This window comes from Nocardia mikamii NBRC 108933, assembly GCF_001613505.1.
Taxonomy (GTDB): Bacteria; Actinomycetota; Actinomycetes; order Mycobacteriales; family Mycobacteriaceae; genus Nocardia; species Nocardia mikamii.
Window position 1 is genome coordinate 414735 of record NZ_BDCM01000003.1, and the last position, 15129, is coordinate 429863.

Annotated in this window: 13 protein-coding genes; 5 read left to right on the forward strand and 8 right to left on the reverse strand. The window is 69.2% G+C overall.

Annotated features, from left to right (window positions below; all coding sequences use genetic code 11):
* Window positions 1–31: 31 nt before the first annotated feature.
* Genes NMI01S_RS03450 through NMI01S_RS03475 form a run of 6 tightly spaced genes read right to left on the reverse strand, consistent with a single transcriptional unit; the run spans window position 32 to window position 7156 of the window.
* Window positions 32–1207 carry a lipid-transfer protein gene (locus tag NMI01S_RS03450; RefSeq protein WP_062994512.1) on the reverse strand — a complete coding sequence of 392 codons (1176 nt, stop codon included), beginning with the start codon at window positions 1205–1207 and terminating at the stop codon, window positions 32–34.
* Window positions 1204–1623: a MaoC family dehydratase gene (locus NMI01S_RS03455; RefSeq protein ID WP_062994513.1), complete on the reverse strand. Its 420-nt coding sequence runs from the start codon at window positions 1621–1623 to the stop codon at window positions 1204–1206. Before NMI01S_RS03455 ends, NMI01S_RS03450 begins: the two co-directional genes overlap by 4 nt.
* Window positions 1620–2567, reverse strand: a complete 948-nt coding sequence (locus NMI01S_RS03460; RefSeq protein WP_084512232.1) for a bifunctional MaoC family dehydratase N-terminal/OB-fold nucleic acid binding domain-containing protein — start codon at window positions 2565–2567, stop codon at window positions 1620–1622. Before NMI01S_RS03460 ends, NMI01S_RS03455 begins: the two co-directional genes overlap by 4 nt.
* Before the next feature lie 22 nt (window positions 2568–2589).
* On the reverse strand, window positions 2590–3759 hold the full coding sequence (locus NMI01S_RS03465; RefSeq protein WP_062994515.1) for an acyl-CoA dehydrogenase family protein: 1170 nt from the start codon (window positions 3757–3759) through the stop codon (window positions 2590–2592).
* Window positions 3744–4913 (reverse strand): acyl-CoA dehydrogenase family protein, encoded by a 1170-nt coding sequence (locus NMI01S_RS03470; RefSeq protein ID WP_062994516.1) that lies wholly within the window; start codon window positions 4911–4913, stop codon window positions 3744–3746. Before NMI01S_RS03470 ends, NMI01S_RS03465 begins: the two co-directional genes overlap by 16 nt.
* Before the next feature lie 53 nt (window positions 4914–4966).
* A complete protein-coding gene (locus NMI01S_RS03475) occupies window positions 4967–7156 on the reverse strand; it encodes an acyl-CoA dehydrogenase family protein (RefSeq protein ID WP_062994517.1) in 2190 nt (729 codons plus the stop codon).
* Between the two features lie 150 nt (window positions 7157–7306).
* Between NMI01S_RS03475 and kstR the strand changes: the two genes are divergently transcribed.
* The 5 genes from kstR (at window position 7307) to NMI01S_RS03500 (ending at window position 13649) form a co-directional block, all read left to right on the forward strand.
* Window positions 7307–7963 carry a cholesterol catabolism transcriptional regulator KstR gene (kstR, locus tag NMI01S_RS03480; RefSeq protein WP_030517308.1) on the forward strand — a complete coding sequence of 219 codons (657 nt, stop codon included), beginning with the start codon at window positions 7307–7309 and terminating at the stop codon, window positions 7961–7963.
* A 166-nt stretch (window positions 7964–8129) separates the two neighbouring features.
* Entirely contained in the window at window positions 8130–10703 is a 2574-nt protein-coding gene (gene otsB, locus NMI01S_RS03485) for a trehalose-phosphatase (RefSeq protein ID WP_062994518.1), read from the forward strand.
* Between the two features lie 179 nt (window positions 10704–10882).
* On the forward strand, window positions 10883–11767 hold the full coding sequence (locus tag NMI01S_RS03490; protein ID WP_062994519.1) for a metal ABC transporter solute-binding protein, Zn/Mn family: 885 nt from the start codon (window positions 10883–10885) through the stop codon (window positions 11765–11767).
* Between the two features lie 11 nt (window positions 11768–11778).
* Window positions 11779–12651: a metal ABC transporter ATP-binding protein gene (locus NMI01S_RS03495; RefSeq protein ID WP_084512235.1), complete on the forward strand. Its 873-nt coding sequence runs from the start codon at window positions 11779–11781 to the stop codon at window positions 12649–12651.
* Window positions 12648–13649 (forward strand): metal ABC transporter permease, encoded by a 1002-nt coding sequence (locus NMI01S_RS03500; protein ID WP_084512237.1) that lies wholly within the window; start codon window positions 12648–12650, stop codon window positions 13647–13649. The genes NMI01S_RS03495 and NMI01S_RS03500 overlap by 4 nt, the downstream gene beginning before the upstream one ends.
* Window positions 13650–13683: 34 nt before the next feature.
* Here NMI01S_RS03500 and NMI01S_RS03505 read toward each other — a convergent pair whose 3' ends face one another.
* On the reverse strand, window positions 13684–14061 hold the full coding sequence (locus NMI01S_RS03505) for a hypothetical protein (RefSeq protein WP_062994520.1): 378 nt from the start codon (window positions 14059–14061) through the stop codon (window positions 13684–13686).
* Between the two features lie 58 nt (window positions 14062–14119).
* Complete coding sequence (locus NMI01S_RS03510; protein ID WP_062994521.1) at window positions 14120–15040, reverse strand: HhH-GPD family protein; 921 nt, start codon at window positions 15038–15040, stop codon at window positions 14120–14122.
* Between the last annotated feature and the right edge of the window lie 89 nt (window positions 15041–15129).

A 15129-nucleotide genomic window follows, 5' to 3' on the forward strand; every position in this document is an offset into this window, starting at 1 on the left:
TTTCGTAGTTCATGCCCCACGGGCGCCCGGATCAGGCCGCGGTCAGCACCAGCCCGGAGGTCGGCACGCCGGTGCCGGCGGTGACGACGATGTTCTCCAGGCCCTCGACCTGATTCACCGAGTTGCCGCGAATCTGGCGCACCCCCTCGGCGATGCCGTTCATTCCGTGGATGTAGGCCTCACCCAGCTGGCCGCCGTGGGTGTTGAGCGGCAGCCGGCCGCCGATTTCGATCGCCCCGTCGGCGACGAAATCCTTACCCTCGCCGCGACCGCAGAAGCCCAGCTCCTCGAGCTGCATGAGCACGAACGGGGTGAAGTGGTCGTAGAGAATGGCCGCCTGCATATCGTCGGGCCGCAACTCGCTCTGCGCCCACAGCTGGTCACCCACCAGGCCCATTTCCGGCAGGCCGGTCAGGGCGTCGCGGTAATAGCTGGTCATCACGTACTGGTCCGCGCCGGAACCCTGGGCGGCACCGGCGATCAGCGCGGGCTTGTTCGGCAGGTCCCGGGCGCGCTCGGCGCTGGTGACCACGATGGCCACCCCGCCGTCGGTCTCCTGGCAGCAATCCAGCAGATGCAACGGTTCCGCGATCCAGCGCGAGGCCTGGTGATCGTCCAGCGTGATCGGCTTGCCGTAGAAGTGGGCCGCCGGATTCACCGCGGCGTGCTTGCGGTCGGCGACCGCCACCCGGCCGAAATCCGCACTGCTCGCGCCGTATACGTGCATATAGCGCCGGGCCACCATGGCGACCTGCGCGGCCGGAGTGCCCAGGCCGTGCGTATAGGAGAACGCGTTGTCCACTCCGGACGAGCTGGGATTGCCGGTCGCGAGATGAGTCGCGAACTGCCCGAAGCGATTTCCGGACCGCTCGTTGAACGCGCGGTAGGCCACCACGACATCCGCGACTCCGGTGGCGACCGCCATCGCGGCCTGCTGCACGGTCGCGGCCGCCGCGCCGCCGCCGAACGGGATGTTGCTGAAGAACTTCAGGCTCGGGATACCGGTGGCCCGCGCGACCGCGGCCTGGGTGTTGGTATCCATCGTGAAGGTCGTCAGTCCGTCCACATCGGCGGGGCTCAGCCCCGCGTCCGCGAGGGCGGCGGTGACGGCCTCGGCGGCGAGACGCAGTTCGCTGCGGCCGGAGTCCTTGGAGAAATCGGTGGCGCCGATGCCGACGATGGCGGCGCGGCGGCTCAGACCCGTCACTGGCGTGCCTCCTGCAGGGAGATAACGGCTTTCGCCGTGATGTGGTCGCCGAGGCTGTCCTTGCCGACCACCTCGATGGTGATGTCCGCGCCGTCCACGGCCGCCACGGTTCCGCTGAGCGTCAGGGTGTCACCCGCGTACAGCGGCACACCCAGGCGCAGGGCGACGGATTTCACGACCGCCCCCGGCCCCGCCCAATCGGTGACGAATCGCTGCACCAGGCCGGTGTCGGTGAGGATGTTGACGAAGATGTCCTTGGACCCGCGCTCGACGGCCTTGTCGCGGTCGTGGTGCACGTCCTGGAAGTCGCGGGTGGCCAGCGCGGTGGCGACCACGAAGGTCGGGTCGGCGTGAATCACCAACTCGGGCAGAGTGGTTCCGACCCGCACGGCGGCGGGCTGAATCGTGGAGGTCATCGCACGGCCTTCCAGTAGGGCACGGTGTTGTCGTCGTCGAGCTGCTGGAAGCCCACTTCGACGGGCAGCCCCACCTCGACCTCGGCGGGGTCGATGCCGCGCAGCTCGCCGAGCATGCGCACACCCTCCTCGAGTTCGACCAGGGCGACGACATACGGCACCTGCCGGCCGGGCACCTTCGGCGCGTGGTGCACCACGAAACTGAAGACGGTGCCGCGGCCGGAGGCCACCACGTAGTCGGACTGTTCGGTGTGGTCCTTCCACAGCGCCGGAACCGGCGGATGCTGCAGCGTCCCGTCCGGCCGGCGTTGGATCCGCAGCTCGCCGAGTTTCGTTCCGTCCCAGAAGAATTCGGTGTCCTTCGACACGGTGGGCCGGACCCGCTTCGCCAGGTCCTCCGCCGACACCTCTCCCGGGGCCGCGGCCGGCTTCGCCGTACCGGGGGCGAATTTCAACATGCGGAACAGCATCTCGGTGACCGGCTCGTCATCGACGTACCAGGTCAGCAGGTAGGTGGCGAACCAGCCCTCACCGAGTCCGGTGCGCTTGGGCCCCACCAGTTCTCGCAGTCTGGTGCGTGCCACCGGCCGCTCGCCGAGGCGTAGGTAGCGGTGGTAGGTCTGCTCACAGTTGGTCGCCACCACCGAGGTGTAACCGGCGGCGTCGAGCAGATCGTTGACCGCGTTCATCGGATCGTCGGCGGGCCGAGATCCGTGCAGGCCGGGCATGGTCCACACCTGGGCCATGGCCGGCGGCGCGACGATGCCGGGATGTCCGGCGGCGCGGGCGGCCTCGTCGTCGACGTAGATCGGGTTGGCGTCGCCCAGCGCCTCGACCCAGTTGTTGATCATCGGCTGGTTCACCGGGTCGCGGCCGAGGCGCGGAGCGGATTCGCCCAGCTGCTGGATCTTCTCGCCGGCGGCGAGGATCTCTTCCGCCGTCATGGTTTCCGACACGCGAAAACTCCTATCTCGGTACGCGGGGCAGGCGCAGGCCCATCTGCGCGATCAGTTCGCGCATGACCTCGTTGACGCCGCCACCGAAGGTCACGACCAGGTTCTGCTTGGTGCGCTTGTCCAGCCAGGTCAGCAGTTCCGCGGTGGCCGGATCGGCCGGATCGCCGAAGCGCCCCACGATCTCCTCCGCCAGCCGGCCCGCCTCCTGCAGCGCCTCGGTGGAGAACACCTTGGTCGCGGAGGCATCGGCGATCACATCGCGCTGATCGGCGTCGGGGCGCTCCATATTCGAGGCGACCTGCCAGTTCAGCAGTTCGTTGACTCGCACCATGGCATGCAGGCGGCCCAGGGCGCGCCGCACTTCGGTCTCCTCCAGCACGCCGTACCGCTGCGACCAGTCGCGCACCCGCTCGTAGAGCTGTTCGATCTTGCCGGACGGGCCCAGGCTGACCCGCTCGTGATTGAGCTGGGTGGTGATCAGCTTCCAGCCGCCGTTCTCCTCCCCGACCAGCATTTCCGCCGGCACGCGGACATTGTCGAAGTAGGTGGCGTTGGTGTGGTGCGCGCCGTCGGCGGTGATGATCGGCGTCCACGAGTAGCCCGGATCGGTGGTGTCCACGATCAGGATCGAGATGCCCCTGTGGCGGGACTCGACCGAACCGGTGCGTACTGCCAGCCAGATGAAATCGGCCTCGTGCGCGCCGGTGGTGAACACCTTCTGCCCGTTGACGATCCAGTCGCCGTTCGCGTCCCGCACCGCCGAGGTCCGCAGTGCGGCCAGGTCGGTACCGGCGTCCGGCTCGGAATAGCCGATGGCGAAATGAACGTCGCCGCTGAGAATTCCGGGCAGGAACTTGCGCTTCTGCTCCTCGGTACCGAACGACTGCAGTGCCGGGCCGACGGTCAGCAGCGTCACCAGCGGCACCGGCACATCGGCGCGGACCGCCTCGTTGTAGAAGATCTGCTGTTCCAGCGGGCCGAAGCCCTGGCCGCCGTACTCCTTCGGCCAGCCCACGCCCAGCCGGCCGTCGCGGCCCATCCGCTTGACCACCGCGCGGTAGGCGTCGCCGTGGCGGTTCACCGCCATCTCGGCCTCCTCCTCGGGAGTGACGAGATCGGCGAAGTAGGCGCGTAATTCGTCGCGCAGCTTGTGCTGTTCAGCGGTCAGATCGATGTACATCTGGCTCCCAACCGGTCCAGCCGGAACGACGCACCGCCGAGCCAGCGGGCGATGTCCTTGGCTTGTGAGTAGTAGCGGTGCAGCGGGTGAGTCACATCGACGCCGATGCCGCCGTGCAGGTGATGACACCGCTGCATGGCCGCCGGCAGCTCGGAGGCCACACAGAACGCCAGCACGTCCAGATCGTCGTCGACCCGTGCAGTGTCCTTGGCGCCGCCTCCGGCGTCGCGGGTCGCAGCCCCCGATGGCTCGGTCCTTCCCTCCTTCGCTCCTCCGCTTCGCTCCCCCGCTCCGTCAGTCCAGGCCCGAGCCGGGCTGCGACCTACATACTGCGCCAGCGACCAGTTCGCGGATGTCGCGGCCACCTGGAGGGTGCGCGAGACCACGTACACGTCCGCGATTTCCTGTGCGACGGCCTGGAATTCGGCCAGCGGGCGGCCGAACTGCTGCCGGGTCCGCAGATGTTGCGAGGTCAGCGCCAGCACACCTTTGAGCAGACCGTCGGCGACCGCGCCGAGGGTTGCCAGGGCGATGCGGTGCAGGTCCTCCAGCGGAATATCCAGCAGCTGCGACGCCGGAATCACCGTGCCGTCGAAGGACACCGAGAATTCCGGCGCGCCGGTGGAACTCGGACTCTCGGTGCGGGTGATGCCGTTCGCGTCACCGTCGACGACCGCGATTCCGCGATCGGTCGGCACCAGAATCCACTGCGCCTGTTCCGCGTACGGCACCGCGATCTTGCGGCCGGTGATCCGCACCGAATCGCCGTCGGCCACCGCCTTCGTCCGCGGTTCTGCGACGAACGGGGCGCCCGGCTCGTGCAGTGCGGCGGTCAGGATCGCGCCCTTGGCGACAGCGGGAAAGACCTTGGCCGCCAAGTCGTCTCCGACATGGCCGACCAGCGGCAGCACGCCGAATCCGAGCGTCGACAGCGCCGGCACCGCCGCCGCGTCGGTCGCGAGTTCGGTCAGCAGGGTCGAGACCTCGAGCAGTCCCATCCCGTCGCCGCCGTGCTGTTCCGGCAGCGGCAGCGCCAGCAGTCCGCTGTCGACCAGCGCGGGCCACAGCGCGAGATCACGCGCGCTGTCGTGTTCGAGCAGGCTCACGACGACTTCGGCGACCGCGTCCTGACTCTCGTCTCTGGTGAAGTCCAATTCTTTTGCTCCCTGTCGGATGTGGGCTGCTCTGGCGGCCCGGCCCTGCGATATCAGCCCTTCGATTCGCGCGGCAGCCCGAGAATCCGCTCACCGGCGACGGTCAGCAGGATCTGTTCGGTGCCGCCGGCGATCGACAGACAGCGCGTGAGCAGGAATTCCTTCACCACGCCGGTGTCCAGCGCACCGGCGGTTCCGGCCAGCTCGGCCGCGAATTCGGCCACTGCCTGCCGGTGGCGGACGCCGACCAGTTTGCGGACGCTGCTCTCCGCCGCGGGGTCACCGCCGGACAGCAACTTCTTGGCCGCACGCGCCTCCAGCAACGTGCCGGCCACCGATTCGGCGATCAGCGCGCCGAGGCGATCGGCGACCACCTCGGCACCCGGGCCCGCGGCCGGAGCGGCCGCGATCACGGCCTCCAGCTCCTCGCCGATCCCCTTGCCGCCCATGGCCACCCGCTCCGCCGACAGCGTGGAGCGGGCGATCCGCCAGCCGTTGCCGAGCTCACCCACCAGGCAGTCGTCGGGGACGAACACGTCGTCGAGGAAGACCTCGTTGAAGCGCGCCTCGCCGGTGATCTCGACCAGCGGCCGGATCTCGAGCCCCGGACTCTTCATGTCGACCAGGAAGTAGCTGATGCCCTTGTGCTTCGGCGCGGCGGAATCGGTGCGCGCCAAGCAGATTCCCCACGTGGCACGGTCGGCCAGCGAGGTCCACACCTTCTGGCCCCGCAGCTTCCAGCCGCCCTCGACCCGCTCGGCGACGGTGCGCAGTGCTGCCAGATCCGAGCCGGCGCCCGGCTCCGAGAACAGCTGACACCAGATGACCTCGCCGGTCAGTGTGGGCAGCGCGTAGCGCTCGATCTGCTCGGCCGTACCCCACTGCAACAGGGTCGGAATCGCCCAGTTGGCGATCGCCAGATCCGGTAGGTCGATTCCGGCCTTGCGGATCTGATCCTCGATGAGACCGCGCTGAATCGGGTCGGCGTCGCGACCGTAGGGCGCCGGCCAGTGGCAGGCCAGGAGTCCGGCTTCGGCCAGTGCGGTGCGCTGCTCCGCGGCGGGCAGCGCGGCGATGCGGGCCAGGTCGGCGGCCAGCACGGTGCCCTCCCCCGTATCCAGACCCGCCGCCTCCCAGGCGGTTTCACCGTCGGCGGCGCCCAGGTCGACCGCGACCGTGCGCCGCACCCCGGCCTGTGTCAGTTTCGCCACCTCGGCCCGCCAGTGCGCCGAACCGCCCAGCAACGCCCGCAGCGCGGTCGCGCGCCGCAGATACAGGTGCGCGTCGTGCTCCCAGGTGAAGCCGATACCGCCCAGCACCTGGATGCAGTCCTTGGCGTTCGCCACGGCGGCGTCCAGCGCGATCGTCATCGCGACGGCGGCGGCCAATCGCAATTCGCGACCGCCGGAATCGCTCGCGTCAGTCGTCACGGTTATCACCGGATCTGCCGCTGCCGCGGCGTCTGCCGCCACGGCGCGGGTCTGTTCGGTGCGGCACAGCATCCAGGCGCAGATGTGCTTGATCGCCTGGAATTCGCCGATCTTGCGGCCGAACTGCTCCCGGACCTTGGCGTAGTCGACCGCCGTCTCCAGACACCACCCCGCGATTCCCGCGGCCTCGGCCGCGATCAGCGCGGCCACGAGATCGCCGACCGCGTACGGCGGTTCGAAGACGTGGTCGCCGCGCACCGCGACGTTCGCGCAGGTCACCCGGGCCAGCGGAGTGCTGGGGTCCAGGGGCTCGAGCGCCTCGACCGTCACGCCCGGGGTGCCCGCCGGCAGCAGGCACCACAGTTCGCGCTCGCCGGAGCGTACCGACAGCAACAACGCGGTCTGTTCGTCGGCGCCGAGCACCGTCTCCCAGGTGCCGGTCACCTCCGGTGCGTCGGTTGCGTTGTGCGACAGCACAACAGGCCGGCCCAGGGCGATACCGCAGGGCGTATCCTCATCGAGGGTGTCGCCGGCAACGAGGCCGGCCAGCGCGGTAGCCGTCACCGGTCCGCCCACGAGATCATGCGCCGCCTGCTCGATCAGCACGGCCAGATCGCTCACGCAGCCGCCCGCGCCGCCGGCCTCCTCGGGAACCGCGACGCGGAAGACGCCGAGGCCCACCAGGCCCGGCCAGTATTCACGCCAGTACCCGGGCGCGCCAGTGCGCATTGTTGCAATCGGGTGCGCCGCTGCGGCCCATCCGCGCATCGACTCCTGGACGGCTTTATGCTCGTCAGTGGTGGCGATGGTCACACTCCATACCGCCTTTCCGGCGTGACTCCCACACCTAGAACATGTTCTAATGTGACGGTCGGGCGTAAGTCAAGGGGCGTCCGTCGCCGCCGCTGAACTACGCTCGTCGGCCACCGGAACCGACGTGCGTGCAGGAAAGGACTTTCACGAATGGCCAGTCCCTCCCGAGAGCAGGCAGCCGACTCGGGTGCGCAGAACGGAGCCCGCAACCGCGCGACGGTCAGCACCCTCAGCGAGGACGAGCTGAGCTCGGCGGCCCAGCGCGAGCGGCGCAAACGAATTCTCGACGCCACCCTCGCGCTCGCCTCCAAGGGCGGTTACGACGCGGTACAGATGCGCGCGGTCGCCGAACGCGCCGATGTCGCGGTCGGCACGCTGTATCGATACTTCCCCTCGAAGGTGCATCTGCTGGTCTCGGCGCTGGCCCGGGAATTCGAGCAGTTCGACAGCAAACGCAAGCCGCTGGCCGGGCAGACCCCGCAGGAACGCATGCACGTGATGCTGACCCAGGTGACCCGTGCCATGCAGCGCGATCCGCTGCTCACCGAGGCCATGACGCGGGCGTTCATGTTCGCCGACGCCTCCGCGGCCGCCGAGGTCGACCGGGTGGGCAAGGTGATGGACCGCTTCTTCGCGCGTGCCGTGAACGAGGGCGAGCCCACCGAGCGCGATCTGGCCATCGCCCGAGTGATCAGCGACGTGTGGCTGTCGAATCTGGTGGCGTGGCTCACCCGGCGCGCCTCGGCGACCGATGTGGCCGAGCGGCTCGACCTGACCGTCGATCTGTTGCTGGGCGAGAAGTCCTGAGCGCGCGGCGGGGAGCGGATTGCCGGACAATGTAGGTCCGGCGTTCGAAACCTGCCTGGCGAGCTCGTGTAAACAGCACGTATCACTGCGCCAACACGCGGGCAAACCTGACCCAGTAAAGTTTCTCGCGCCCTGAAAAATCTCCTCCGATCACTAGGTTGGATGCGTGAGCGCACAGGATCTGCCACACGAACTTCGCCGTGCCTTGTCGGCCGTAGCCCGCGTGCCGCGGCTATTGGTCGCTTCGGACTACGACGGGACAATCGCGCCCATAGTCTCCGATCCGGCAAAGGCCTATCCCCATCGGGAATCGGTCAGCGCATTGCGTGCGCTCGCCGGCCTGACGACCACTACCGCGGCCGTCATCTCCGGCCGCGCGCTGCGAGATCTCGCGGCGCTTTCCCGGCTTCCCGTCGAGGTGCAGTTGATCGGAAGCCACGGCTCGGAATTCGATGTCGGCTTCGTGCACGCCATCGACAACGACGCCAAGCAACTGCTGACCGAGGTGCGCCACGCCCTGGCCGCCATCGCCGACGACAATCCCGGTGTCACCGTCGAGGCCAAACCGGCCAGCATCGCGCTGCATGTGCGCAATGCCACCCCGGAGGTGGGCCGCCGCGCGCTGCAGCAGGCCCGGCAGGGTCCGGCGAGCTGGGTCGGCATCCAGGTCACCGAGGGCAAGGCGGTGATCGAACTGGCCGTCATCCAGACCGACAAGGGCGCGGCTCTCGACATCATCCGCCATCAGGAGGGCGCCTCGGCCGCGGTCTTCTTCGGTGACGACGTCACCGACGAGAAGGCCTTCGCGCGGCTGTCGGGTCCGGATATCGGCATCAAGGTGGGCGACGGCGACAGCCTGGCCGAATACCGGGTGCCCAGTACCGAGGAGGTCGCCAAGGCCTTGGCGTTCCTGCTCGAGGAACGCCGCACCTGGCTGGCCGGCGCGTCGGCGCCGCGCATCGAGCGGCTGACCATGCTGGCCTCCCCGCGCTCCAAGGCACTGCTCACCCCGGACGGGACCGTCAGCTGGTTCTGCCATCCCGAACCGGATTCGGCGGCGGTCTTCGCACATCTGCTCGGCGGCCCGGCGGCCGGACACTTCACCATCGCCCCCGAGCGCCAGAGCCTGCCGCTGTCGCAGCGCTACGTCGACGGCACCATGACCGTCGAAACCCGTTGGTCCAGTTTGAAAATCGTCGACTATCTGCCACACGACGTCGCACTGGAACGCACCGATCTGACCCGCGTGATCACCGGGGACGCGCGTGCGGTGGTCACCTTCGCACCGCGCCCCGAGTTCGGACAGGTACCGGTGACACTGGTCCGCGAACCGGCCGGCCTGCGCGTGCACGGCACCAACGATCCGATCGTGCTGCGCTCCCCCGGCGTGCAGTGGGAGATCTCCGAAGAGGGCATCCATCACGTCGCCCGCGCGGTGGTCGACCCCTCACAGGGACCGATCGTGCTCGAAATGCGCTGCGGCACCTCCGATCTCGCCCCGGCGATGGTGAGCGAAGCGGATCGGCGCAACGAGGCCGAGCGGTACTGGCGCGACTGGGCCGCCGATCTGAACCTGCCGCCGCTCAAGCCCGATCTGATGAAGCGTTCGGCGCTGACCCTGCGCGGGCTGGTGCACGCCCCTTCGGGGTCCATTCTGGCCGCGGCCACCACCTCGCTGCCCGAGGACATCGGCGGCGTCCGCAACTGGGACTACCGCTACTGCTGGCTGCGCGACGCCTCGCTCACCGCGCACGCGCTGGTCACGCTGGGCTCGCTGTCGGAGGCCGAGGATTTCCTCGCTTGGACGCACCGCGTGCTCGAGACGCTGGCCGGACCGGAACGCCTGCACCCGCTGTACACGCTCTACGGCGAGACCCTGCCCCCGGAGGCCGTGCTGGACCAGCTGCCCGGTTACGCGGGCTCGCGGCCGGTACGCGTGGGCAACGCGGCGAATATGCAGGTTCAGCTGGATGTCTTCGGCCCGATCGTGGATCTGATCGCGGCCCTGGCCGAGGCTCGGGAGGGCAAGGGCATTCTCGACCCGGCCAAGGCACTGCCCGACCGCGACTGGGAACTCGTCGAGGCCATGGTCCAGGCCGTACAGCGACGCTGGCGCGAACCCGACCACGGCATTTGGGAGATCCGCGGCAACCCGCGTCACCACGTGTATTCGAAGGTGATGGGCTGGCTGACCGTCGACCGGGCGCTGAAACTGGCCGAGCGGTTCGACCGCGGCATCGACCCGGTGTGGGTCGAGCTGCGCGAGACCATCGCCGACGAGGTCAAGGCCAAGGGCTGGAACGAGCAGGTGCAGTCCTATACGGCCGCCTACGACGGCACCGATCTGGACGCCGCGACCCTGCACATCGGTCTCAGTGGACTGATCGAGCCGTCGGATCCGCGCTTCGCGGCCACGGTCGTCGCCACCGAGGCCGAATTGCGCAGCGGCTCGACGGTGTACCGCTATCACCACGACGACGGTCTGCCCGGCGGTGAGGGGGGCTTCCACCTGTGTGCCGCCTGGCTGGTGGAGGCCTACCTGTTGATCGGCAAGCGCGAGGACGCCGAGGCGTTGTTCGCCCAGCTGGTGGATGTCGCCGGCCCGACCGGACTGCTCAGCGAGGAGTACGACCCGGTCGCCGAACGCTCCCTGGGCAACCACCCGCAGGCCTACAGCCATCTCGGCCTGCTGCGCTGCGCTCAACTGCTGAGCCAGCCGGTCGCGGCGATGGTGCAGTAGCCCGGCTGGCCGGATACCCGTCCCAGGGCCCGCGGTCGCTCGGATCGAGCGACCGCGGGCCCTGTTCGTGGTGCGGTTCACATCCCGGTCGGTCCGATCGATGCGGGCCGGGGTGGACACGTACGCTACATTTAAATGGAAATCGTTTCCGTTAAGAGCTCGTGTGCAGGAGTACCCGCGTGATCAGAAGTTTCGCCGCTCGAATCGCTGTCGTCACGCTGGGAATCACCACCGCGGTCGCGCTGGCCGCCTGCTCGGGAACCTCCTCGGATTCGGGGAAACCGAAGATCGTCGCCTCCACCGACGTGTGGGGCAGCGTCGCGGCGGCGGTCGGCGGTCCCGACGTCGAGGTGAAGTCGATCATCGACAGCCCGGACGTGGACCCGCACTCCTACGAGACCAGCCCGACCGACGCCGCCGCGATCCGCGATGCCGCGCTGGTCGTCTACAACGGCGGGCACTACGACGAGTTCGCCGAGAAGGCGGCCGCGGGCCGCGGCGAGCCCAGCATCGCCGCCTTCGACCTGCGCTCGGCGCCGAACGACGAGAACGAGCACGTCTGGTACGACATGAAGACGGTCGAGGCGGTGGCCGGACGGATCGCCGACGAACTCGGCCGCATCGACCCCGGGCACCGGCAGGCGTTCGCCGACCGCGCCGCGGCGCTGCGCGGGCAGCTGTCGGGTATCACCGCGATCACCGCGAAAATCGCTGCCGCGCACCCGAAGTCGCCCGTGCTGCAGACCGAGCCGCTGGCACACTACCTGCTCGCCGCCGCCGATACCGACGACCGCACCCCGCATACCTTCGAGGAAGCGATCGAACAGGGCACCGATCCGTCCCCGGCGGATCTGGCGGCGGTGCGAGACCTGTTGACCGGTAAGCAGGTTCGAGCGCTGGTCTACAACATCCAGACCGAGGACAAGACCACGAAGGATGTCGCCGCGACCGCGAAATCCGCGGGCGTGCCGATCGTCGAGGTCACCGAAACCCTCCCGGCGAACACCGATTTCGTGAAGTGGCAGACCGACAACGCGACCGCGCTGGCCGCCGCGCTCGGCTGAGGGAGGTAGTGATGACGGGACGCACCCGAACCGAGGCGCCGGAGCAGGCCTCGGCGAAGGCATCGCACATCGCCGCCCCCGCGGTCTCCCTGCGCGGCGCGAGCCTGGCGTTCGGGCCACGCACGCTCTGGCAGGGACTCGATCTCGATATCGCGCCCGGCGAATTCGTCGCGGTGCTGGGGCCCAACGGATCCGGGAAGACCTCGCTGCTGCGGATGCTGCTGGGGCAGCTCGCGCCGAGTGCGGGCACGGTCGAGGTGGGTGGGGCGCCCGCGCGGCTGGGTAATCCGCGGATCGGCTATGTGCCGCAACAGAAGACGATCGACGCCGGTGTGCAATTGCGCGGCGTCGATCTGGTCGGGCTGGGCGTGGACGGGCATCGCTGGGGCCTGGGCTGGCGCGGCCGGGCCGAACGCCGGCGCCGCGTCGCCGACGCCCTCGCGCAGGTCGGTGCCGAGCGTTTCGCGAACGCGCCGCTGGAATCGCTGTCCGGCGGGGAACAGCAGCGGCTGCGGGTGGCGCAGGCGCTGGCCGGTGATCCGCGCGTGCTGCTGTGCGACGAACCGCTGCTGAGCCTGGATCTGGCGAATCAGCGGCTGGTGTCCGAACTCATCGATCGCCGCCGTCGCACCCACGACACCGCGGTGCTGTTCGTGACGCACGAGATCAATCCGATTCTGCCGCTGGTGGATCGGGTGCTGTATCTCGTGGAAGGAAAATTCCGGATCGGCACTCCGGACGAGGTGATGACCTCGGAGGTGCTGTCGGAGCTCTACGGCACCGAGGTCGACGTGCTGCGCGTGCGCGGCCGGCTGGTGGTCGTCGGCACCGGTGACGAGATCGATGCGCTGGGCACGCACCACACCGAGGGAGCCGGCGAATGAACGACAAACTTTCCGACGTCCTCACCAAGATGCTGGACCTGCACACCACCGCCGACCTGCTGTCCTACGACTTCGTGCAGCAGGCCGTGCTCGCGGCCGCCCTGCTGGGACTGCTCGCCGGCGTGATCGGACCGCTCATCGTGAACCGGCAGATGTCGTTCGCCGTGCACGGCACGAGCGAACTGTCGCTGACCGGCGCGGCGGCGGCGCTGCTGGTCGGCATCGGCGTGGGCGCGGGAGCGATCGCGGGATCGGTCATCGCGGCCGTCATGTTCGGGCTGCTGGGTTCCAAGGCGCGCGAACGTGATTCGGTGATCGCGGTGGTGATGTCGTTCGGGCTCGGCCTGTCGGTGCTGTTCCTCTGGCTGGGGCCCAGTCGCGCCGGATCGAAATTCTCCCTGCTCACCGGACAGGTGGTCAGCGTCGGCGGTACCGGTCTCACCTCGCTCGCCCTCTGCGCCGCCGGCGTGCTGTCGGTGCTCGCGTTCATCTATCGCCCCCTGCTGTTCGCCAGCACCGACCCGGAAGTGGCCGTGGCGCGCGGAGTTCCGGTGCGTGCGCTGTCGGTGGTCTTCGCGGTGCTGCTCGGCGTGACCGCCGCCTTCGGGGTGCAGATCGTCGGCGCCCTGCTGGTGCTGTCGCTGCTGATCACCCCCGCCGCGGCCGCCGCCCAGCTCACCGCGAGCCCGCTGCGGGCGACGCTGCTGTCGGTGCTGTTCGCCGAAATCGCCGCCGTGGGCGGGATTCTGCTGTCCCTGGCGCCCGGCGTCCCGGTCTCGACCTTCATCACGACCATCTCGTTCGTGATCTACCTGGCCTGCCGGTTCATCGGCCGCCCGATCCTGCGGGCCCGCCGGCGCACGGCACTGCGGACGCCGGCCACTGCCGAAATACGAGGGGGCGACGTGTCGGATCCGGCTCCGCGGATCGACGCCCCGGATGACCCGGATTCGCTACGCGGCCGAGCGGAGGACGTGCAGCTGCCGGTCCGCGGGTGAGATCCAGCCGTCGTCATCGGTCGCCCGTCTCGGGTCAACTCGGCCAGCAGGACTGACCGCCCGGCCCGGACAGCAGAATGACCAGGACGAAGCCGCCCATCATGGGCACGACCCCGAGGCCGCTCGCGACGACGACGAGATTCCGGTTGATGTCGTGTCGACGGGACCACAGGCGGAACAGCACGAGAACTCCGAGGGCCAGCATCACAGCGGCGCCGGTGATCTGAAACGTCTGCGCGGCGCGGAATGCCGCGTCCCGGGCGGCAGCGTCACCGTGCACCGGGTCGCAGTAATCACCGACTCCCCGCGTGAAGAACGAATAGCCGCCCAGAAAGATGAACGGGCCCAACACTACCGAGGCGAGCGCGTACATCCAGGCGAGGACGAAGGGTCGGTCGAGCAGTAGTTTCATCGGCCGAACTGTAAGTTCCCACCGATGCTGGGAACGCTCGGTCCGATCCGCGCGCGTCTCAGTTCGCGCCGCTCTCACCGGCGAGTGCGAACAGCCCGTCGGTGGTCTGCTCGATCAAGCCGTCGACGAGCAGGGAATCCAGTGCCCGGTCGCGCTGGCCCGGATCGCGGGTCCAGGCCAGGTCGAGAGCGACGCGTTCGACCGGCCCGGTCGCCGCGCGCAGCACGTCGAGGAGGCGGCCGCGCGCCTGCCGGTCCGTACCGTCGTATTTCTGAGTGCGACGCACCACGTCCGAGGCCGGACGACCGGAGGTGACCCACGTGCAGCGCGGCAGCGGACAGCGTTCGCAGCCGGGATTGCGAGCGGTGCAGACGGTGGCTCCCAATTCCATCAACGCCGCGGAGAAGACCGCCGCCCGGTCGATCCGGACCGGCAGCAGGGCCTCGGTTTCGGCCAGATCGCGGGTGCGCGGATTCCCGGCCTCGGCCCGGCCGTGCACCGCCCGGGCGACCACACGGCGAACGTTGGTGTCCACCACCGGAACTCGCTGCCCGTAGGCGAAACAGGCCACGGCCCGCGCGGTGTAGGCGCCGATGCCGGGGAGGGTGAGCAGCACCTCGACGTCGTCGGGCACCACATCGCCGTATTCGGCGGCGAGCACCCGGGCGCATTCGTGCAACCGCAGCGCGCGGCGCGGATAGCCGAGTTTGCCCCACGCGCGCAGCACCTCGCCGGGCGAGGCGGCGGCCATCGCGGAGGGCACCGGCCAGCGCCGCACCCATTCCCGCCAGATCGGCTCCACCCGGACCACGGGCGTCTGCTGCAGCATGATCTCGCTCATCAGGATCTGCCAGGCGCTCACTCCGGGGCGCCGCCACGGCAGGTCCCGCGCCGACTGCTCGTACCAGTCGATCAGAACGTCGCTGTCCACGCCCGCGGCCGGGTCGCGGGTGGCCTCGGGTGCCGTCTTCGAGCTCACGACATCACCGCCGCGCGAGCCCGCCGGTGATCCGAAATTTGCCCATGTGTAGCCGAACGGACTCGCCGGTAGCCCTCAAGCCATGGAAA

What these genes read in the sequence shown, in the direction of transcription:
- NMI01S_RS03505 (WP_062994520.1), bottom strand. Translation starts at nt 14,061, where the DNA reads ATGAAACTACTGCTCGACCGACCCTTCGTCCTCGCCTGGATGTACGCG.
- kstR (WP_030517308.1), top strand. Translation starts at nt 7,307, where the DNA reads ATGGCCAGTCCCTCCCGAGAGCAGGCAGCCGACTCGGGTGCGCAGAAC.
- NMI01S_RS03495 (WP_084512235.1), top strand. Translation starts at nt 11,779, where the DNA reads ATGACGGGACGCACCCGAACCGAGGCGCCGGAGCAGGCCTCGGCGAAG.
- NMI01S_RS03500 (WP_084512237.1), top strand. Translation starts at nt 12,648, where the DNA reads ATGAACGACAAACTTTCCGACGTCCTCACCAAGATGCTGGACCTGCAC.
- NMI01S_RS03455 (WP_062994513.1), bottom strand. Translation starts at nt 1,623, where the DNA reads ATGACCTCCACGATTCAGCCCGCCGCCGTGCGGGTCGGAACCACTCTG.
- NMI01S_RS03465 (WP_062994515.1), bottom strand. Translation starts at nt 3,759, where the DNA reads ATGTACATCGATCTGACCGCTGAACAGCACAAGCTGCGCGACGAATTA.
- NMI01S_RS03460 (WP_084512232.1), bottom strand. Translation starts at nt 2,567, where the DNA reads ATGACGGCGGAAGAGATCCTCGCCGCCGGCGAGAAGATCCAGCAGCTG.